General features: G+C 61.4%; 19 protein-coding genes. 6 read left to right on the top strand and 13 right to left on the bottom strand.

Annotation, left to right across the window (positions count from 1 at the left end; translation table 11 throughout):
* Positions 1-4: 4 nt before the first annotated feature.
* The 3 genes from H621_RS0110305 to colR all read right to left on the bottom strand — a co-directional run bounded on the left by H621_RS0110305 (position 5) and on the right by colR (position 2,782).
* The gene (locus tag H621_RS0110305; protein ID WP_028943318.1) at positions 5-685 is read right to left on the bottom strand and encodes a class I SAM-dependent methyltransferase; all 681 of its coding nucleotides are present in this window, start codon (positions 683-685) and stop codon (positions 5-7) included.
* A gap of 125 nt (positions 686-810) precedes the next feature.
* Entirely contained in the window at positions 811-2,109 is a 1,299-nt protein-coding gene (locus H621_RS0110300; RefSeq protein ID WP_028943317.1) for a sensor histidine kinase, read from the bottom strand.
* On the bottom strand, positions 2,099-2,782 hold the full coding sequence (colR, locus tag H621_RS0110295) for a two-component system response regulator ColR (protein ID WP_028943316.1): 684 nt from the start codon (positions 2,780-2,782) through the stop codon (positions 2,099-2,101). The genes H621_RS0110300 and colR overlap by 11 nt, the downstream gene beginning before the upstream one ends.
* A gap of 226 nt (positions 2,783-3,008) precedes the next feature.
* Between colR and H621_RS0110290 the strand changes: the two genes are divergently transcribed.
* Complete coding sequence (locus H621_RS0110290; protein ID WP_028943315.1) at positions 3,009-3,758, top strand: phosphatase PAP2 family protein; 750 nt, start codon at positions 3,009-3,011, stop codon at positions 3,756-3,758.
* Between the two features lie 92 nt (positions 3,759-3,850).
* Here the strand turns inward: H621_RS0110290 and groL are convergent, their stop codons facing one another.
* From groL to H621_RS0110265, 5 genes are all read right to left on the bottom strand, one after another.
* Positions 3,851-5,500 (bottom strand): chaperonin GroEL, encoded by a 1,650-nt coding sequence (gene groL / locus H621_RS0110285; protein ID WP_028943314.1) that lies wholly within the window; start codon positions 5,498-5,500, stop codon positions 3,851-3,853.
* A 47-nt stretch (positions 5,501-5,547) separates the two neighbouring features.
* Positions 5,548-5,841: a co-chaperone GroES gene (locus H621_RS0110280; protein ID WP_009050540.1), complete on the bottom strand. Its 294-nt coding sequence runs from the start codon at positions 5,839-5,841 to the stop codon at positions 5,548-5,550.
* A 257-nt stretch (positions 5,842-6,098) separates the two neighbouring features.
* Complete coding sequence (locus H621_RS0110275) at positions 6,099-6,614, bottom strand: FxsA family protein (protein ID WP_028943313.1); 516 nt, start codon at positions 6,612-6,614, stop codon at positions 6,099-6,101.
* A 65-nt stretch (positions 6,615-6,679) separates the two neighbouring features.
* Complete coding sequence (locus tag H621_RS0110270; RefSeq protein ID WP_028943312.1) at positions 6,680-7,411, bottom strand: HugZ family pyridoxamine 5'-phosphate oxidase; 732 nt, start codon at positions 7,409-7,411, stop codon at positions 6,680-6,682.
* A gap of 106 nt (positions 7,412-7,517) precedes the next feature.
* Complete coding sequence (locus H621_RS0110265) at positions 7,518-8,525, bottom strand: DUF481 domain-containing protein (protein ID WP_028943311.1); 1,008 nt, start codon at positions 8,523-8,525, stop codon at positions 7,518-7,520.
* Between the two features lie 153 nt (positions 8,526-8,678).
* Here H621_RS0110265 and H621_RS0110260 point away from each other — a divergent pair, with 153 nt between their 5' ends.
* Positions 8,679-9,032, top strand: coding sequence for an MGMT family protein (locus tag H621_RS0110260; protein ID WP_028943310.1), 354 nt, complete (start codon positions 8,679-8,681; stop codon positions 9,030-9,032).
* Positions 9,033-9,075: 43 nt separating this feature from the next.
* Positions 9,076-10,626 (top strand): AmpG family muropeptide MFS transporter, encoded by a 1,551-nt coding sequence (locus H621_RS0110255; RefSeq protein ID WP_028943309.1) that lies wholly within the window; start codon positions 9,076-9,078, stop codon positions 10,624-10,626.
* Between the two features lie 23 nt (positions 10,627-10,649).
* Here H621_RS0110255 and H621_RS0110250 read toward each other — a convergent pair whose 3' ends face one another.
* The 3 genes from H621_RS0110250 to H621_RS0110240 form a co-directional block, all read right to left on the bottom strand.
* The gene (locus H621_RS0110250; protein WP_028943308.1) at positions 10,650-11,900 is read right to left on the bottom strand and encodes an MFS transporter; all 1,251 of its coding nucleotides are present in this window, start codon (positions 11,898-11,900) and stop codon (positions 10,650-10,652) included.
* Between the two features lie 161 nt (positions 11,901-12,061).
* A complete protein-coding gene (locus tag H621_RS0110245; RefSeq protein ID WP_028943307.1) occupies positions 12,062-12,904 on the bottom strand; it encodes a mechanosensitive ion channel family protein in 843 nt (280 codons plus the stop codon).
* A 113-nt stretch (positions 12,905-13,017) separates the two neighbouring features.
* On the bottom strand, positions 13,018-13,503 hold the full coding sequence (locus tag H621_RS0110240) for a YajQ family cyclic di-GMP-binding protein (protein ID WP_028943306.1): 486 nt from the start codon (positions 13,501-13,503) through the stop codon (positions 13,018-13,020).
* A 112-nt stretch (positions 13,504-13,615) separates the two neighbouring features.
* Here H621_RS0110240 and H621_RS0110235 point away from each other — a divergent pair, with 112 nt between their 5' ends.
* From H621_RS0110235 to H621_RS0110225, 3 genes are read left to right on the top strand one after another with little or no spacing between them, the layout of a single operon-like run.
* Positions 13,616-14,533 carry a putative 2-dehydropantoate 2-reductase gene (locus H621_RS0110235; protein WP_028943305.1) on the top strand — a complete coding sequence of 306 codons (918 nt, stop codon included), beginning with the start codon at positions 13,616-13,618 and terminating at the stop codon, positions 14,531-14,533.
* 50 nt (positions 14,534-14,583) lie between these two features.
* Complete coding sequence (locus tag H621_RS0110230; protein WP_028943304.1) at positions 14,584-16,620, top strand: ATP-binding protein; 2,037 nt, start codon at positions 14,584-14,586, stop codon at positions 16,618-16,620.
* Between the two features lie 2 nt (positions 16,621-16,622).
* The gene (locus tag H621_RS0110225) at positions 16,623-17,183 is read left to right on the top strand and encodes a cob(I)yrinic acid a,c-diamide adenosyltransferase (RefSeq protein WP_028943303.1); all 561 of its coding nucleotides are present in this window, start codon (positions 16,623-16,625) and stop codon (positions 17,181-17,183) included.
* A gap of 98 nt (positions 17,184-17,281) precedes the next feature.
* On the opposite strand, the gene H621_RS0110220 is transcribed toward H621_RS0110225, so the two are convergent.
* Both H621_RS0110220 and H621_RS0110215 read right to left on the bottom strand, forming a co-directional pair.
* Positions 17,282-18,226 (bottom strand): Nudix family hydrolase, encoded by a 945-nt coding sequence (locus H621_RS0110220; RefSeq protein WP_028943302.1) that lies wholly within the window; start codon positions 18,224-18,226, stop codon positions 17,282-17,284.
* A complete protein-coding gene (locus tag H621_RS0110215; RefSeq protein WP_028943301.1) occupies positions 18,223-18,855 on the bottom strand; it encodes a glutathione S-transferase family protein in 633 nt (210 codons plus the stop codon). Before H621_RS0110215 ends, H621_RS0110220 begins: the two co-directional genes overlap by 4 nt.
* Positions 18,856-18,908: the final 53 nt, after the last annotated feature.

Genomic DNA, 18,908 nt, shown 5'->3' with positions numbered 1-18,908 from the left:
CCCACTACCCCTTACGCAATACGTACACTCGCCACATGGCATAGAACGGCAAAAAGTCCAATCGTTCCTGAATCCGGAAGCCGGCCGCTGCAAACTCTTCCTCGACCGTAGCCGCAGGTAACACAAAGCGGTTCTGGTAACTGCCCTGGCCGGTTTCCGCGTAACGACGCTGCTCCAGCTTCTTACGGCGCCAAGCCTTGACGTTGCCGTCCACCCACAGTGACAGGATCACGCTATCGCGGGTAACTCGTTGAAATTCCGAGAGAAGTGTCTTGCGATGCGCCGCATCACCGATGTGGTGCATCAGGCGCATGCAGAAGATGCTGTCGACCGAATTGTCCGGCAGGTCAATTGCAAACGCAGACGTTTGCAAAGTACGTACCCGCTCAACGATATGCGCGGGCTGGGATTTGGTTGCCGTTTCCAGCATGGCCTCGGAGTTGTCGGCACCGATGATCACTCGATTGGGCTTTTCCGCCAGCAGCGGCCAGAAACGACCGGCGCCACACGGCAGATCAAGCACCAGACCGGGTTCGCCCGCCAAGGTCAACGCGCGTCGCGCCAGCTGCTCGTCTCGTTTGTGCGACATGCGCCGCGCCAGGCCATCCTGGTGCTTGAGGAAGTATTCCTGGGCATGCTGCTGGTCGTACTTTTCGGAAAACTCGAGCTTTATGGGACTACGCATGGTGCATCTCCTGACTCCAATTCGCCCACAGTAAGCAGGCAAGCGTTGGCGCCAGGTCATGCGGATGTGAAAAATTCGTTGGAAGCCTCAATAAACGTTACAGGAAATGAATATTTGTAACGGCCTCACTCGAACGCAGGTACGCCACCTCGGCCATGGCTCAGGTCGACATGGAAGCGACAACCGTGGGGCACCGTACCCGTCAGCGTCACTGTCCAGCCCTGGTCGTCGCAGATCCGCTGTACCAGCGACAACCCCAGGCCCAGCCCTTCGCCCCGGCGCTCATCACCGCGAACAAAAGGACGAAACATGGCTTCACGCTGCTCCTCGGGAATGCCTACGCCACTGTCCTCGACCATGAATCCCTTGGGTTCCAGGGTCAGGCGAATGAACCCATAGTCGGTATAGTGCGCGGCATTGCGCAGCAGGTTGCCCATCACCGCTTGCAGGAAGGTCGCGTTGTAGAGCGTCGGCGAACTCGCCTTGGCATCGTAGAGCAGGGTCAGGCCTTTCTGCTCGATGGTGTCGCGCCAGACCCCGGTCAAGTCATCGGCCACCTCCTTGAGCGTCGCCTGGGACGCCACGGCGCCCTCATCACGCTGGGCCCTGGCCAACATCAGGAAGGTTTTCACCAGTTCCTGCATCTCTTCGGTGGCCCTGGCGATGCGCTCGACCTGCGAGCGCGCGCGCAGATCGATGTTCGGGTTGACCAGCAACAGCTCGCACGAGCTGGCCAGCACCATCAAGGGGGTGCGCAGTTCATGGCTGACGTCACTGGTAAACAGCCGTTCACGGGTCAAGGCATCGCGCAGGCGTCCCAGGGTATCGTCGAAGGCCACGGCCAGTTGCCCGACCTCGTCGGCCGCATAGTCTGGCGCCAAGGGTGGCGCCAGGCCAAGCAACTGGTCGCGATGTCGAACCTGGCGTGCCAGGCGGATAACCGGTGCCATGACTTTTCGTGCCAGCACCCAGCCCAGGAATACTGCCAGTGCCAGGCTGAGCACGAAGCCCACCACCACGACCGCGAACAGCACCCGCTCGCGCTCCTCGAAATCGCTCTGGTCCTGCAGTAAAACATAGCGCCGCCCATCCACTATCTCGACCATGGCGTGGTAGGACAGCTGCTCGCGAAACACTTCATGAAATCCGGGAGACAGGTGACGCAGGTCCTTGGGCAACTCGAATTCGTCTCGCCCGCCGCTGTAGTAGAACAACTGGTCGGGCCGCGGCCGGTGGCTCCAGTCGTTGACGCTGTCCATGCGTAGCAGGCGCTGTAGATCGCCACCCAGCACGGCCGAGATCAAGCGCTCTTCGACCAGGTGAACAGTGGCGACGATACCGAAGGCAAATGCACCGGCCACCAGGGCGCTCATCAACGCAAAGGCAATGATGATCCGCTGGGCAAGGCTTTGCTTAAACTCCATCACGACCCTCGGCCAGACGGTAACCGACGCCATGGACGGTATGCAGCAGGGGTTTGTCGAAAGGCTTGTCGATGACCTGGCGCAGTTGGTGGACATGACTGCGCAGACTATCGCTGTCCGGGCAATCGTCGCCCCAGAGGGCTTCTTCAAGCACCTCGCGACGTAATACATGGGGGCTCTTCTGCATCAGTACCGCCAGCAGCTTCAAGCCGACCGGGTTGAGTTTGAGCAGCTTGCCGTTGCGGGTCACTTCCAGGGTGTCGAGGTCGTAGCACAGGTCACTGACCTGCAAGGTACGCCGACCACCACCCTGGGCCCGACGCAGCACCGCTTCGATGCGTGCCGCCAGCTCGGACAGGGCAAAGGGCTTCAACAGGTAATCATCGGCTCCGGAGCGAAACCCCTGCAGGCGATCATCGAGCTGGTCGCGGGCGGTCAGCATGATCACTGGCGTGTCGCGCCTGGCATCCTCGCGCAGGCGTTTGCACAGCGTATAGCCGTCGATACCCGGGAGCATGATGTCGAGTACGATCAAGTCGTAGTGTTCGGTGGCGGCCAGGTGCAACCCGGACAGACCATCCTGGGCACAGTCAACCGTATAGCCTTTGAGGCCCAGATAGTCGGCCAGGTTGGCGAGGATATCGCGGTTGTCTTCAACCAGTAGAATTCGCATAGGGGTGCTCCCGTCCGGGTCTTTTGCCTGCTTGGCAGGCGCAGCTTACGGCCATCGACAGCGCTCGGCTAGGCTGCAGGAGGTTTATTGGCAGTTAACGTTTTTTTCACCCAGCCTTCACCGACTTACCCTAGCAAGCACCCCACAATCGCCGGTCGTTGTGTCACACCGATTCCCGGCACGGGCTACCGGCCGGGACTGTCTTATCGACCAGCCTGGACCTGCCATGCCTGCCACTCACGCCTCCCGCCCGCTCAATCCGTGGTTTTCCCTGGGTATACCGCTGCTCACCGCAGCCATCCTGATCCTGCTGGAACTGACGTCGCTGGACATGGACCTGGCCAAACTGGCCTTCGATCCGGTTGCCGGGCAGTTCATCGGTCGGCACAGCTACTTCCTCGAAGACATCCTGCATGATCGCGCCAAACAAGCGGTCATCGTCCTGGGTCTGGGTGCCATTGCCGCCTTTACCGCAAGCTTCTTCTGGCAGCGCCTGCAGGGCTGGCGTCGGGAACTGGGCTACCTGGTGGTGGCCATGGCGCTGTCGACCAGCTTTGTCACTCCGGTCAAGGCGGTGACTGCCGTGCAGTGCCCTTGGAGCCTGCAGGAGTTTGGAGGCAAGGAAGTCTACAGCGAACTGCTCAGCCCTCGGCCTGCGACCGACAAGCCCGGGCGCTGCTGGCCGGGCGGCCATGCGGCTACCGGGTTTACCTTGTTTGCCCTGTTCTTCATGTTGCGTGACCGGCGGCCACGCCTGGCCCGCGCCGCGCTGCTGTTTGCCTTCACCCTGGGCACGGTATTTTCGGTGGGACGAATGCTGCAGGGCGCGCATTTCTTCTCCCACAACGTGTGGACAGCGGTGTTCTGCTGGTTGATCAGCCTGGGCTGCTACCACTGGTTGCTGTACCGCAAACCGGTTGGCGCGGGCTTGCCCCACGAAGAACCCGTTACCGTCACAGCATCATCCACTGGCTGAAACACCGCATCACGGGGCAAGTCCGTACCTACAAACAGGCAAAAAAAAGCCCCGCACGAGGCGGGGCTTTTTCTCAAGCGGGTAAGGCTGGCTTACATCATGCCGCCCATACCGCCCATGCCACCCATGCCGCCCATGTCAGGCATGCCGCCAGCAGCAGCTTCCTGAGGCGCATCAGCCACCATGGCTTCGGTAGTGATCATCAGACCACCGATCGAAGCAGCGGCTTGCAGGGCCGAACGGGTTACCTTGGCAGGGTCCAGGATACCCATTTCGATCATGTCGCCGTACTCGCCGGTCGCAGCGTTGTAACCGAAGTTACCCGAACCTTGCTTGACCTTGTCGACAACAACGCTTGGCTCGTCGCCGGCGTTGGCAACGATCTGGCGCAGTGGCGCTTCAACAGCGCGACGCAGCAGCTGGATACCGACGTTCTGGTCTTCGTTGTCGCCTTTGAGTTCGGAGATCGCTTGCAGCGAACGAACCAGGGCAACACCACCGCCAGGGACCACGCCTTCTTCAACGGCTGCACGGGTAGCGTGCAGGGCGTCTTCAACGCGGGCTTTCTTCTCTTTCATTTCAACTTCGGTGCCTGCACCGACCTTGATCACGGCAACACCGCCAGCCAGCTTGGCCAGGCGCTCTTGCAGTTTTTCACGGTCGTAGTCCGACGAAGTCTCGGCAACCTGGGCACGGATCTGGGTGATGCGCGCCTGGATGTCGCCTTCCACGCCAGCACCGTCGACGATGATGGTGTTTTCCTTGGACAGGGTGACGCGCTTGGCGTTACCCAGGTGCTCCAGGGTAGCGGACTCCAGGCTCAGGCCGATTTCTTCGGAGATCACGGTACCGCCAGTCAGGACGGCGATGTCCTGCAGCATGGCCTTGCGGCGGTCGCCGAAGCCTGGTGCCTTGACCGCAGCAACCTTGACGATGCCGCGCATGTTGTTGACAACCAGAGTCGCCAGCGCTTCGCCTTCAACGTCTTCAGCCACGATCAGCAGAGGACGGCCGGCCTTGGCAACGGCTTCCAGAACTGGCAGCAGTTCGCGGATGTTGGAGATCTTCTTGTCAACCAGCAGCAGCAGAGGGCCATCCAGCTCGGCAACCATGGTGTCTGGCTTGTTGACGAAGTAAGGGGACAGGTAGCCACGGTCGAACTGCATGCCTTCTACAACCGACAGTTCGTTTTCCAGGCCCGAGCCTTCTTCAACGGTGATCACGCCTTCTTTACCGACTTTTTCCATGGCTTCGGCAATGATGTCACCGATGGAGTTGTCGGAGTTGGCCGAGATGGTACCGACCTGAGCGATGGCCTTGGAATCGGCGCATGGCTTGGACAGGGACTTCAGCTCTTTGACGATGGCGATGGTGGCCTTGTCGATACCACGCTTGAGGTCCATCGGGTTCATGCCGGCAGCAACGGCTTTCAGGCCTTCGCTGACAATGGCCTGAGCCAGAACGGTGGCGGTGGTGGTGCCGTCACCTGCTTCGTCGTTGGCCTTGGAGGCAACGTCCTTGAGCAGCTGGGCGCCCATGTTTTCGAAGGCGTCTTTGAGTTCGATTTCCTTGGCAACCGAAACACCGTCTTTGGTGATGGTCGGAGCGCCGAAGCTCTTGGCCAGAACAACGTTACGGCCTTTTGGGCCCAGGGTCGCTTTTACAGCGTCAGCCAGAACGTTGACACCAACGAGCATTTTCTTGCGGGCGGAATCGCCGAATTTTACGTCTTTAGCAGCCATGATCGTTTAATCCTTGAATACTTTGGAGTAACGGGAAACCAGCGGAATCAGCCTTCGATAACAGCGAGAATTTCGTTCTCAGCCATTACCAACAGGTCTTCGCCGTCAACTTTCACAGTGTTGCTGCCCGAGTAAGGGCCGAAAACCACCTTGTCACCCACTTTCACGGCCAGCGCACGCACTTCACCGTTGTCCAGGATGCGACCGGTACCTACAGCGACAATTTCGCCACGGTTAGGTTTTTCAGCGGCCGAACCTGGCAGAACGATACCGCCAGCGGTTTTCGATTCTTCTTCGCTGCGACGGATAACGACGCGGTCATGCAGAGGACGAAGCTTCATTGTCGATCTCTCCTAATTGTGGTTTTCATCGGCCGGTGTCGACACCGGCGGGTTGATGCTTGCGGCGTAGCCGCTCGTAGCTCGCGGGGCGAACCACACATGTAATGTCTGGGGCAAGCCACCAGAAACCTTGCGGTGACCCATACATGAGGTCGCCAAGGGCAATTACAAGGCTTGGTGATGAAAATTTTTAGCGGCCCGTCGCCATAAAGCAGAACGGCCCCTTGCGGGGCCGTCCGGTCAGGCGCTTGCCTGGCTCACAAATCCCGTGGATCACGCAGGTTACGGGTGTCGCGAGGGTCTTGCGGATCGCGGTGTTCATACTCACCCTCGATCACATTCGGCTGACGCGACTGGCCACCGGGGTTGCCAGGGTGCCCCATGAACGGATCGTCGCCAAACGCACGCTGGCGCATGGCCTGCGCCTCGGCGCGCTCGCGCATCTTGCGCGCGAGCAGGCGGCGGGTGAACGGCAGCAGGCAGACCAGGCCGATCACGTCGCTGATAAAGCCTGGCAACAGCAACAGGCCGCCACCCAATGCCAGCATCAGGCCATGGAACATGTCTTCGGCGGGCAACTCGCCACGCTGCAGGCTTTCACGGGCCCGCAAAGCCGTCGCCAGACCGGCTACCCGCACCACCAGAACACCCAGGGCGGAACCTGCGATGATCAACAGCAGCGCCGGAAAGAAGCCGATCGCGGTGCTGACCTTGAAAAACACATACAGTTCCAGCACCGGAAAAATCAGAAACAGCAATAGAAAAGCACGCATCAACGGGTTCCTCTGCGCAAGATAACCTTGCAGTACACCTTTAATGGTTGCGAGCAACCGCTATTTCAAGCCTCGGCCACTTCACGTGCCGGCCATTGATCGGCGCGCGCCAGAAAAACCAGGGCTTCTCGCACTTGTATCGGCGTATTACAAGGTGCCGCGAATGGCAGCCAGTGCAGGGCCTGGCCAATACGCAGGTGCATACCCTCGCTGTCGATACCGACCATCTGCGCCTCGGCCGTCTGCGGCAAGCCGCTGAGCTGGACGTAGTGCTGGATGGCATTGGCATGGTCGCTGTTCATGTGCTCGATCATGCTCAGCTCAGCCTTGCCGGCAAAGGGGTTGGCCAGGGAGAGATTATCGACCCAGTGAATTGCACCAAACCCGCCAATGTAACGGTGGCGCACAGGCGCCAGCACCCAGAAGTCGAAATCGTGGGCCTTGTGGTAATTGCTCGATTCGGGGAAGTAACGGTAGTACCGCTCCGCTGCAGCCTCGACCGCCGCAGGCGCTTCAAGCTTGTGCGCCTGGGCCAGTACGGTCAGACGACCGACGGCCTGCACATCCTCGGCATCGCGCTCGCCGACCAGCAGCGAGCACTTGGGGTCTTTTTGCAGGTTGTGGGTATGCTGGGCGATGCGGCTGATAAGGATCAGCGGGTTGCCTTCGGCATCCAGGCAATACGGCACCACCGAGCCGAAGGGATAGCCCGGCATCGATTTGGAATGGGTCGACAGAACCCCACGGTATTCCTTGAGCAGCAGCTCCCGTGCCTGTTGTGCGACTTTAGCGCTCACTGTGTGACTCCCGACTCGACGATTAGCTGAAGGCTGGCCGCAGGTGCCCTGCGGCCGAATGCTCAGCGGACAAAATAATCATTATCGTCGGCGGTTGCCAGAAGACTTACCAGGTAACACCAAAGCCTGCGGTGTAGCGAGTCTTGTCCAGGTCGCTGTCGCGGGTGCCGCTGATGACATCCTTCTCGGCCTTGAGGTTGAGCGAAGCCCATTCAGTGACCTTGTAGCGCAGGCCGACTTCAGCATCCAGTGCGTAGTTGGCAACGCCGTCCAACGGTTTGCCGACTTCGCCGTTGGTGAAGAACTCGACCCGCTTGCCGATCAGGTAGCGGTTGTAGTCCCACTTCATGGCCAGGGCATAGAAGTTGTCCTTGCCACCATCGGCGTATTCATAGTCGGTCCGGTTGACCAGCGAGCCCAGGGAGAAGGCGCCCAGCTCGTCATCCCAGAACTGGTAGCCAGGGCCGGTACCCACAGTGCGCTGGCGCGCCAGGTCTTCAATGTGGTCACGCTTGTACTCGAGACGCCCCTGCCAGAACCACTTCTCGGTCATGAAGCGGTCGAGCGCGTATTCGGCACTCCAGTTGTTGGTGGTGGTAACGTCGTCCTTGCTCTCGCGGTTGTATTCGCCTTCAGCCTGGTGCCGCCAGCGACCATGGCGGGCGGTGGTCTTGAAGTCGACGTCGTAGTCGTCGCTGTCGGATTCGGCGCGTTTGTAGTCCATGGCCAAGTCGACATTGCCCTTCCACGACAGGTCCTCGATCACGGGCTTGGGCTTCATGATCTGCTGGATGCTGGCAAGCTCCACGGTCTTGGGCGTCTCACCGTTGGCCAGGGTCACCTTGCCGTCGTCGGCCGGGTGCAGTGACTTGGCTTTCTCGCCGGTGTAGGCATCCTGCTTGACCAGCAGTTCCTGGTCGCTTTCCAGGGTCTTGACCTGTTTCCAGTCCAGGGCGATCGAACCGCCGTACTCAGTCTTGAGCAGCAGTTTGCCGCCATCGAAGACTGTGATCTTGCCACTGAGCCGGTCGCCGTTCTTCATCCAGACGGTATCAGCGACAGCCGAGGAGCAGACGGCAAGGGCAACAAGGCACAACAGGGCTCTAGAATACATAAGCAAGCAACGGACTCTGGTTCGCGAAAAAAGTCGGGCATTATCCAGATACACGACCGTAGAGCAAGGACTGACCCACCTCATGCCGATGAGTTCAATTCCTATTTGCCCGACCAATGCGGCAAATTCCCCGCAGATGCCCGGGAGGCCGCGATGAGCGCAGCGCCCGGCGATCCGACGGAAAATGCCGAGGCCCGACGAATGGCGCTCTACCTGGTGCTCGGCCAGGTGCCAGCAGGCAAGGTGGTCAGCTATGGGCAGCTTGCCGAACTGGCCGGACTGGGGCGCGCGGCGCGCTGGGTCGGGCGCACCTTGAGCCAACTGCCGCCTGACACCCAGTTGCCCTGGCACCGAGTCCTGGCTGCCGACGGTCGGCTGAGCCTGGCCCTGGGCACGCCTTCAGGCGACGAGCAGCGTGCCAGGCTGCGGGCAGAAGGCATCACTCTGCACAATAATCGTGTGGATATGTCGCGCCATGGCTGGCGCCCAATGGAGCACAGCGGTTAGAGTGCGCGCTTTGTTTTCGTAAACTTGAGGCAGATGTTGGCCCATGCCCCGTAAAACCTGGCGCGCTGCGCTCGCTGCCTATGCCAGCCCGTCGACCCTGGTGCTGTTGCTGCTCGGCTTTGCCGCCGGCCTGCCCTATATGTTGGTGTTCTCGACCTTGTCGGTGTGGTTGCGTGAGGCCGGGGTGGCCCGCGAAACCATCGGCTATGCCAGCCTGATCGGCCTGGCCTATGCCTTCAAGTGGGTCTGGTCGCCGCTGCTCGACCAATGGCGCCTGCCATTGCTCGGGAAGCTTGGCCGACGCCGCTCCTGGCTGGTGTTGTCACAGGTGCTGGTGGTGATCGGGTTGGTGGGCATGGGCTTTTGCGACCCGCAAAAACACCTGTCCTGGCTGATTGCCCTGGCGGTGCTGGTGGCGTTTGCCTCCGCCACCCAGGACATCGCCGTCGACGCCTACCGCCTGGAAATCGCCGATGACCAGCGCCAGGCTGCGTTGGCCGCCAGCTACATGGCCGGCTACCGGGTCGCCGCCCTGCTCGCCACGGCAGGTGCGCTGTTCTTCGCCGAGGGCTTCGGTTCCACGGGCTTCAGCTACCTGCACAAGGCCTGGACCGGCACCTACGTGCTGTTCGGCGTGCTGATGCTGCCGGCGGTCATCACTACCCTGTTGATGCGCGAACCACCCGTGCCATTGCGCACCCAGCTGTCAGCAGCCCGCTACGGCCTGACCCACCAACTGGTCTCGGTGTTTGTGCTGATCATCCTGCTGGTGTCGGTACCAGCAACTTTCACCCAGCTGTACAACACCGATTTCGCCAGCGTGCTGTTCGAGGGCGTCAGCCTGCTCGACCTGTTGCTCGAGGATCGCGCCTTCCTGCGCGCCATCCTCTACATCACCCTGACCGCAATGTGCCTGTCGTCCCTGGGCCGCCGCGGGCTGGCACCGGTGCTCACGCCGGTCAACGACTTCATCCTGCGCTACCGCTGGCAGGCCTTGCTGCTGCTCGGGCTGATCGCTACCTACCGGATGTCCGATACGGTGATGGGCGTCATGGCCAACGTGTTCTACATCGACCAGGGTTTCACCAAGGACCAGATCGCCAGTGTCAGCAAGATCTTCGGCCTGATCATGACCCTGGTCGGCGCCGGCATGGGCGGCCTGCTGATCGTGCGCTTCGGCATCCTGCCGATTCTGTTCATCGGCGGCGCGGCCTCGGCGGGCACCAACATCCTGTTCCTGATGCTGGCCGACATGGGCCCCAACCTGCAGATGCTGGTGGTGACCATTTCCCTCGACAACTTCAGTTCGGGCCTGGCCACCTCGGCCTTCGTCGCCTACCTGTCGAGCCTGACCAACCTCAAGTTCTCCGCCACCCAGTACGCGCTGCTCAGCTCGATCATGCTGCTGTTGCCGCGCCTGATCGGCGGCTACTCAGGTGTCATGGTGGAAAAGTTCGGCTACCACGACTTCTTCCTGATCACCGCCCTGCTTGGCGTACCGACCCTGATCCTGATCGTGCTGCACTGGCGCCAGGAGCTGGGCCGGGGCAAGCAGGAGCCGGTCGACAATCCGGTTGCCGAGCAGCGTCCCTGACGCCCGCTGAGGCGTTTGCCGGGTTACTCCGGCAACGCCTCAGGCTGACCACCCGAGGCGCTCAGAACGACTTTCAGCGGCCACAGCGCCACAATACCGGCAGCCCCGGCAGCCACGGCAAAACTCAACAGACTGGCGCCCGCCCCGATCATCGCCAACAAGGCGCCGCCCAGGCCCAGCAACGCAATGGTGATCATCCCCAACATGGCCGACACCAGGCCTTTGCTCTGCTCGCTGGAAAACAGCGTCATGCGGTACAGCACCGCGTTGGCAATGCCCAGGCCCAGGGCATAGATCGACAACCCGGCCACCAGGCTCGGCACACTGGGCACCAGCCAGGTGGCCAGCATCATGCTCACGAGCCCCGCCAGATAAGGCCACAGCGCACCCCGCACCAGAGCGGTCAGCGCATAACGATCAGCGATGCGGTTGATGACCAGGTTGCCCAGGATCAGCCCGCCAAACACCGGCAACTGCCACAGGGCGTAGTCCAGGGTGCTCAAGCCTTCATCATGAATCAACAGCACCGGGGACAGGCCAATCCAGCCGATCAACGGTAAACCGACCAGCCCCAGTGCAGCGCTGCCGGCGACAAAACGACGGTTGCTCAGCAATTGACCATAACCGGCCAAAAGCGGCAGCAGATGAATCGGCTGGAATGCCAGGCGCGAGCCATCACGCCGCTCCACACCCAGGGTCTCAGGCATGAACCGGTACAACGCGAACCAGGCAAGCACGGCCGCAGCACCAAACAGCACGAACAACCAACGCCACGACACCCACTCCAGCAACAGGGTGCCAACCAGCGGTCCGAGCAGTGGCGACAACAGGGCGATATTGGCCAGCAAGGCCATCATGCGGACCGCATCAGCCTCGCTGAACGCCTCGTTGAGTGCCGGGTAACTGACCGTCACCACAAACCCCAGGCCGATGCCTTGCAACAGGCGCAGCAGGTTGAAAAGCTCGATGCTTTGTACCCAGAACGAGGCCAGGCACGCCACGCAGAAAAACGCACAGCCACCCAGCAGCAGCGGCCGCCGACCGTAACGGTCGGCCAGTGGCCCGATCAGCCATTGCAGCAGCACACCCCCAAGCAGGTAGAGGTTCAGGGCATGGGGGATGAATTCAGGGCTGGCATTCAGGTCTCCGACCACCACCGGCATGGCCGGCATCACCACGTCGCTGGCGAGGTAAGTCAAGAGCTCGAACAGTGCCAGAGTCATGGCGAAGCAAAACGCACGCAGTGGCGTGATGTTGATCAGGGGGGTAAGCATGATGAGACCGGGCGTACGAAAGTAAGCCAGCCTGTATGCCAGAAAGTGGAGGGATCAGGTAGGGTCAAGACGTGAACAAGTGTAATGACCTGGAAAGCATCGCGGGGCAAGCCCGCTCCTACAGGCGGTAGGAGCGGGCTTGCCCCGCGATCAGTTCGGCATTACTGCACCGCTGCTTCCTGCACCACGCGGATCACACGCTGCGGAAAGGGAATGTCGATGCCCTCATCCTTCAAGCGATCGCGCGCATGCTCGTTGAGCATGAACATCACGTCCCAGTAATCGGCCGTGTTCACCCACACCCGCAACGACAGGGTGATGGAGCTGTCGCCCAGCATCGAGACCACGGCTTGTGGCGCCGGGTCCTGGTGAATGCGTGGGTCGTTGGCCAGTTCCAGCAGTACTTGGCGAGCCTTCTGCAGGTCGGCTTCGTAATCGACACCGACATCGAACACGACCTTGCGGGTCGGCTGACGGTTGGTGTTGGTAATGATGCCGTTGGACAAGCTGCCGTTGGGCAGGATAACGGTCTTGTTGTCGCCAGTGCGCAGCACGGTGTGGAAGATCTGGATGCTGTCCACGGTACCCGCGACACCCTGGGCTTCGATCCAGTCACCCAGGCGGAACGGACGGAACAGCAGGATCAGCACGCCGCCGGCGAAGTTCGCCAGGCTGCCTTGCAGGGCCAGGCCGATAGCCAAGCCGGCCGCACCGATGGCCGCGACAAACGAGGTGGTCTCGATGCCGATCATCGAGGCCACGCTGACTACCAGCAGAATCTTCAGAATGATGTTGGCCAGGCTGCTGATAAAACCTTGCAGCGCGAGGTCCGCGTTGCGCAGCGCCAGCAATTTGCCCAACCGGTACGTCACCTTGTTGATCACCCACCAGCCAATGGCCAGGGTCAGCAGCGCCAGCAACAGGCGGCTGCCGTATTCCATGATCAAGGGGAGCCAGCTTTGCGAGGTTTTAACCAACTGATCGACTTCAGCACTCAAATCCATAATGTTCTCCTGATGCCGAGGGGGCAAAAGCTGTAAAAATCGCGCCGCAATCGTTTCAGCGGCCACAGAAACCTCGGACGCCAAAACGGCGCCAAGGTTCCGAAGTGCTTCGATCAGTCGCGGAAGTTGTTGAACTGCAGCGGCATGCCGAATTCCTTGGCACGCAGGGCAGCGATGGCTTCCTGCAGGTCATCACGCTTCTTGCCGGTGACACGCACCTGCTCGCCCTGGATGGCGGCCTGGACCTTGAGCTTGGCGTCCTTGATGTGCGCGACGATCTTTTTCGCCAGCTCCTTGTCGATGCCTTCCTTGAGGACCGCTTCCTGCTTCATCACCTTGCCCGAGGCGAAGGCGTCTTTCACGTCCAGGCACTGGACGTCGATCTTGCGCTTGACCAGGGCCAGCTTGAGGATGTCGATCATCGCTTCGAGCTGGAATTCGGCTTCAGCGGTCAGGTTGACGGTCAGTTCCTTTTCCTTGAACTCGAAGCTGCCCTTGCCCTTGAGGTCATAGCGGCGGTCCAGTTCCTTCACGGCGTTCTCAACGGCGTTGGTGACTTCGTGCTTGTCCAGTTCCGATACCACGTCGAACGACGGCATAGAGATTCTCCAAAAATAAACGCGCGCTCGCGGCCCTGATTGAAGAGCGTGATGGAGCGCGTCGGGTTTGACGGTTAAAATGCCGGCTCATTATAACGGTTGCGAAACGCTGATGAGCAGCACCTGGCATATTCTCGGCGCAGGAAGCCTGGGCAGCCTCTGGGCCTGCCGACTGGCCCGAGCCGGCAAAGCGGTCCGACTGATCCTGCGCGATGCGGCACGTGTGCAGGCGTATGAAGCCGCCGGCGGCCTGACCCTGATCGAACAGGGCCAGGCACATCTGCGCGCGATTCCTGCGCAAACCGCCCACGACGCCACGCCCATTCATCGCCTGCTGGTGGCCTGCAAGGCCTACGACGCCGAGCAGGCGGTCGCGCAACTGGCCCCTCGCCTGGTCCACGGGGCCGAACTGATCCTGCTGCAAAACGGCTTGGGTAGCCAGGACGCAGTGGCCAACCAGGTTCCCCATGCCCGCTGTGTCCTCGCCTCCAGCACCGAAGGGGCGTTTCGCGAGGCCGACTGGCAGGTGAACTTTGCCGGCCATGGCTTCAACTGGCTGGGCGACCCCGCCAATCCGCTGCCGCCCGAGTGGCTCGACGACCTGGCCGATGCCGGTATCCCCCACCAGTGGACGCCCGACATCCTCACCCGCCTGTGGCGCAAGCTGGCACTCAATTGCGCGATCAATCCGCTGACCGTGTTGCATGACTGCCGCAACGGCGGCCTGCAGGATCACGCCTGCGAGGTGGCCACCTTGTGTGCGGAGCTTGCCGAATTACTGCAGTGCTGCGGACAGCCGCAAGCTGCCGAGGGCTTGAGTGAGGAAGTGGAGCGGGTGATCAAGGCCACCGCAGCCAACTACTCTTCCATGTATCAGGATGTTCGTCAGGGTCGACGTACCGAGATTCACTATTTGCTGGGACATGCCTGCCGAGTCGCCAGCCGCCACGGATGCCGGCTCCCTCATCTGGAACGGCTCTACCGACGCCTGGTCGAACACCTGAACGCGCGCGGATTGCCCAGCGACTGAGCGCAGCGCTACCCTGCCCTTTCACCTACACACCGGGACCTCGCTTACACATGACGCTGCGCGAACGCCTGGAAAACCTGCCGGTCGGCCAGAAACTGCTGGCCGCCCTGCTGGTATTGCTGATTACCATCCTGTTGGTGGCCAACCTGACGTTCATCAGCGCCGCCTACTGGATCTCCCAGGAAAGCATGGCGCCCCAGGCCCTGCAGACCATCGGGCGGCTGGTGGCCAATCCGCAACTGGCCACCCAGGCGGCCGATTCACCCGAGTCGGCCAGGGCTCTGCTAAAGGAGCTCGACAGCTATACCCCGCTGCGCGCTGCCGCGGTCTATGGCAGTGACGGCAAATTGCTCGCTCAGTTGCAGCACGGTGAAGTCCTGCCCTTGCCCAAGCGCTACCGCAACATCGAGAACTGGCGCCTGACCGAGTTTCGCAGTACCCAGCTGACCATGCTGCCCCGCTCCGGCGGCCCTCCGGGCTACCTGCTGCTGGTGGCCAGCAGCGAATTGCCCGTGGCCTTCTATACCGGCACCCTCACCGCGAGCCTGGGCATCCTGGTGTTCAGTATCTTGCTGTGGATGATTATCGCCCGGCAGATCAAGCGGCTGATCACCCAACCGATCTACCAGCTTGAAGAAGTGTCGCGCCAGGTCACTCGCGAAGAGAACTACGCCCTGCGTGCCAAGCGTGGCAATGACGACGAGATCGGCAGCCTGGCCGAAGCCTTCAACACCATGCTTTCGCGCATCGAAGCCCGTGAGCAACAGCTCAAGCGCACCCGCGACGAATTCCAGCAGGCCTATGACCAGGCCCAGGGCCTGGCCGAGGAAACTCGCCATACCAACCGCAAGCTGGAGCTCGAAGTCCAGGTCCGCAGCAAGATCGAGAAGAAGCTCACCGGTTTTCAGAACTACCTCAACAGCATCATCGACTCCATGCCATCGGCATTGATCGCCCTGGATGAGCAGCTCTATGTCACCCAGTGGAACCAGGAAGCCAGCGCCCTGTCCGGCACCCCTCTGGACGAAGCGTTGAACCAGCCGATCTTCCTCGCTTTCGAGCCGCTCAAGCCGTATCTGCCGCAACTCAAGGACAGTGTCGAAAAGCACCGGGTGGAAAAAATCGAACGGGTCACTTGGACCAAAGGCGACGACGCCCGGCATTACGCCCTGACCTTCTACCCCCTGATGGGTGGCGGCGGCCGCGGCGTGGTGATTCGTATCGACGACATCACCCAGCGCCTGTCCCTGGAAGAAATGATGGTGCAGTCGGAGAAGATGCTCTCGGTCGGCGGCCTGGCTGCCGGCATGGCGCATGAAATCAACAACCCGCTGGGGGCTATCCTGCACAACGTGCAGAACATCCGCCGGCGCTTGTCGCCAGAGTTGCCGAAAAACCTGGAGCAAGCCGACGAGATCGGCATCGACCTGCCCACCGTCAACCGCTATCTGGACAGCCGCGAAGTTCCGCAATTACTCGACGGTATCCAGCAGGCCGGCGCACGCGCGGCCAAGATCGTTACCCACATGCTCAGTTTCAGCCGGCGCAGCAACCGCCAACTGGCGCCTTGCGACCTGCCGGCCTTGATCGACCAGGCCGTGGAGATTGCCGGCAATGATTTCGACCTGACCATCGGCTTCGACTTCAAGGGCCAGGCCATCATCCGCCAGTTCGACCCCAACCTGGGGCCCGTCCCCTGCACCGCCAACGAGTTGGAACAGGTGCTGCTCAACCTGCTCAAAAACGCAGCCCAGGCTATTCACCTGCGCGAGGACGACAGCGAACCGGGGCGTATCACCCTGCGCACTCGCCTCAACCCGCCGTGGGCGGAGATCCAGGTGGAGGACAACGGTATCGGCATGCCTGAAGCGGTACGCAAGCGCACGTTCGAGCCATTCTTTACCACCAAGGAAATCGGCCAGGGCACAGGCCTCGGTCTGTCGGTCTCGTATTTCATCATTACCAACAACCACAAGGGCCAGATGGAAGTGCAGTCGGCACCGGGCCAAGGCACCTGCTTCACCTTGCGCTTGCCGTTGGCCAACAGCCCGTCCCCAGCGGCCGAGCCTCACAAGACGGAGTCATGAACATGGGTTTTCGATTGTCGAAGATCTACACCCGCACCGGCGACAAAGGCGAAACCGGCCTGGGCGATGGCCGGCGGGTGCCCAAGGATCATCCAAGGATCGAAGCCATTGGCGAGGTCGACAGCCTCAACAGCCAGCTCGGCCTGCTACTGGCAGGGCTGAATGGACAGGGTCTGGAGGAAGTCATCGAGGTATTGGCACCTTGCCAGCACCGCTTGTTCGACCTGGGTGGCGAGTTGGCGATGCCCAGCTATCAGGCGCTGAATGCGGCCGAAGTGGAGCGCCTGGAGGCGGCCATCGACCGCTGGAATGAAGAACTGGGACCACTGGAAAACTTTATTCTGCCCAGTGGATCGGCGTTGATTGCCCAAGCGCATGTTTGCCGCAGCCTGGCGCGCAGTGCCGAGCGGCGTTGCCAGCAGTTGAACAGCGTCGAGCCGCTGGCCGGGGTAGGGTTGGCCTATATCAATCGGTTGTCGGATCTGCTGTTTGTGGCGGCGCGGTTGATTGGGCGCCGGCAAGGGGTAGCCGAGGTGCTTTGGGCTGCTGCGCCCAAGCCTTGAGGACCCGTTCGCTGGCAAGCCAGTTCCCACAGGATCGGTCTGCATCCTACCCGGGGGAACCTGCTTTCCAGCGATGAGGCGGTGAAGCAGCCGGTTGATCAGGTTTCAGGCCAGAACGCCCGAATCCCCGCAACACCCTGGGCACCATGCTGCCAGGCCTTTTCCCGCTCGGCAGCACCCACGCCACCCAGCAAATACACCGGCTTGCTGAAACCCGCGATCATCTGCTGCGCCTGCTGCCAACCCAGCGGTTGGGCATCAGGATGGGACTGGGTCGCTTGCACCGGTGACAAGGTGACGAAGTCCACACCCATCTGTTCGGCCAGTGCCAGCTCTTCGGCGTTATGGCAGGACGCTGCCAGCCAGCGTTCCTTCGGAAACGGCCGGCCCTTGCTCGCGTACTTGCGCAGCTGCTCGGAGGTCAGGTGCCAGCCGGCAGCCGGGAAATCGCCCAACCACTCCAACGGCCCCTTGAGCATCAGTTGCGCCTTGCCGGCACACAGGCCCACTGCATCCACTGCGACGTCGCGGTATTTAGGGTCGTACATGTTCGGAGCACGCAATTGCACCAGTTTGATCCCGCCGGCAATGGCCTTCTGGATGCCACGCAACATCTGCGGGACCTCCAGGCCATCCGGGGTAATCAGGTACTCACCAGGCAGTCGTGCTGCCGCGACGATCGGCTGATTGGCCTCGGGGAAGTCGTAATGAGGCAGATCACGAGCGGTCACCCAGGCCAGCGGCTGCCCTTCGGCGCCGTGTGGCTCGCCGGTAAAGCCGCTGACTTCCCAGACATCCAGCAACACCTGCTTGTCCGGGTAGTCGTGCTTGATCTTGATCAGCGGCCGGGCGGCGGTCACGACGATACCCAGCTCTTCATTCAGCTCCCGGGCCAAGGCGACGTCGACTGCCTCACCCTCTTCAACCTTGCCCCCGGGGAACTCCCACAGGCCACCTTGATGCTGGGAGTCGGCGCGTCGGGCAATCAGGATACGACCGTCGACACCCCGAATGACCGCAGCTGCTACATGTACACGTTTCACCCTTCGCGCTCCGCCAGGCCAGCTTTCTGCCAGGCCTGGAAGGCTGGCCAGTTGTAGAGGGTCTCGATATAAGCGGCAGCTTCCGCTGGCACCTCTACCCGGTATGTGCGCAGGCGCACGGCGACCGGGGCGAAGAAGGCGTCGGCCAGGCTTGGCGCGCCGAACAGGAATGGGCCGGCTTGCTTGGAAGCCAGGCGGCATTCGGACCACAGGGCGACGATACGGTCGATGTCGACCTGTACATCCAGCGGCATGTTCTCCAGCGCTTCATCGCGCGACAGGTCGAACGGCATATTGCCGCGCAGGGCGAAAAAGCCGCTGTGCATCTGCGCACAGGCAGAGCGTGCCTGCGCTCGGGCGCCAACATCGGTCGGCCATAGATTGGCCTCGGGGTGGCGCTCTGCAAGGTACTCGGCGATGGCCAGGGAGTCGGCAATGATGCCGTGCTCGCACTTGAGCAGTGGCACTTTGGCAGTGGGCGAATACTTGAGCAGACGCTCGCGGGTATCGGGCTGATTGAGTTTGATCAGGGTTTCTTCGTAGGTGGCACCGGCCAGTTCCAGGGCCAGGGCGCCGCGCAGCGACCAGGAGGAGTACAGCTTGTCGCCTATGATCAGGTTGTAGCTCATGGTTCGGCTCCTTTTCGCGGGGCAAGCCCGCTCCTACAGGTAGGAGCGGGCTT

This window comes from Pseudomonas vranovensis DSM 16006 (assembly GCF_000425805.1).
In the GTDB taxonomy this organism is placed as follows: Bacteria; Pseudomonadota; Gammaproteobacteria; order Pseudomonadales; family Pseudomonadaceae; genus Aquipseudomonas; species Aquipseudomonas vranovensis.
Note: the sequence above shows the minus strand (reverse complement) of the source record. Positions and strands in the feature narration are given on the sequence as shown.

Excerpts from the sequence above, each read along its gene's own strand:
- H621_RS0110235 (WP_028943305.1), top strand. The coding sequence starts at position 13,616 with ATGAGCAGCACCTGGCATATTCTCGGCGCAGGAAGCCTGGGCAGCCTC.
- H621_RS0110225 (WP_028943303.1), top strand. The coding sequence starts at position 16,623 with ATGGGTTTTCGATTGTCGAAGATCTACACCCGCACCGGCGACAAAGGC.
- H621_RS0110305 (WP_028943318.1), bottom strand. The coding sequence starts at position 685 with ATGCGTAGTCCCATAAAGCTCGAGTTTTCCGAAAAGTACGACCAGCAG.
- groL (WP_028943314.1), bottom strand. The coding sequence starts at position 5,500 with ATGGCTGCTAAAGACGTAAAATTCGGCGATTCCGCCCGCAAGAAAATG.
- H621_RS0110290 (WP_028943315.1), top strand. The coding sequence starts at position 3,009 with ATGCCTGCCACTCACGCCTCCCGCCCGCTCAATCCGTGGTTTTCCCTG.
- H621_RS0110280 (WP_009050540.1), bottom strand. The coding sequence starts at position 5,841 with ATGAAGCTTCGTCCTCTGCATGACCGCGTCGTTATCCGTCGCAGCGAA.
- colR (WP_028943316.1), bottom strand. The coding sequence starts at position 2,782 with ATGCGAATTCTACTGGTTGAAGACAACCGCGATATCCTCGCCAACCTG.
- H621_RS0110215 (WP_028943301.1), bottom strand. The coding sequence starts at position 18,855 with ATGAGCTACAACCTGATCATAGGCGACAAGCTGTACTCCTCCTGGTCG.
- H621_RS0110255 (WP_028943309.1), top strand. The coding sequence starts at position 9,076 with ATGCCCCGTAAAACCTGGCGCGCTGCGCTCGCTGCCTATGCCAGCCCG.
- H621_RS0110240 (WP_028943306.1), bottom strand. The coding sequence starts at position 13,503 with ATGCCGTCGTTCGACGTGGTATCGGAACTGGACAAGCACGAAGTCACC.
- H621_RS0110260 (WP_028943310.1), top strand. The coding sequence starts at position 8,679 with ATGAGCGCAGCGCCCGGCGATCCGACGGAAAATGCCGAGGCCCGACGA.
- H621_RS0110230 (WP_028943304.1), top strand. The coding sequence starts at position 14,584 with ATGACGCTGCGCGAACGCCTGGAAAACCTGCCGGTCGGCCAGAAACTG.
- H621_RS0110265 (WP_028943311.1), bottom strand. The coding sequence starts at position 8,525 with ATGTATTCTAGAGCCCTGTTGTGCCTTGTTGCCCTTGCCGTCTGCTCC.
- H621_RS0110300 (WP_028943317.1), bottom strand. The coding sequence starts at position 2,109 with ATGGAGTTTAAGCAAAGCCTTGCCCAGCGGATCATCATTGCCTTTGCG.
- H621_RS0110245 (WP_028943307.1), bottom strand. The coding sequence starts at position 12,904 with ATGGATTTGAGTGCTGAAGTCGATCAGTTGGTTAAAACCTCGCAAAGC.
- H621_RS0110275 (WP_028943313.1), bottom strand. The coding sequence starts at position 6,614 with ATGCGTGCTTTTCTATTGCTGTTTCTGATTTTTCCGGTGCTGGAACTG.
- H621_RS0110250 (WP_028943308.1), bottom strand. The coding sequence starts at position 11,900 with ATGCTTACCCCCCTGATCAACATCACGCCACTGCGTGCGTTTTGCTTC.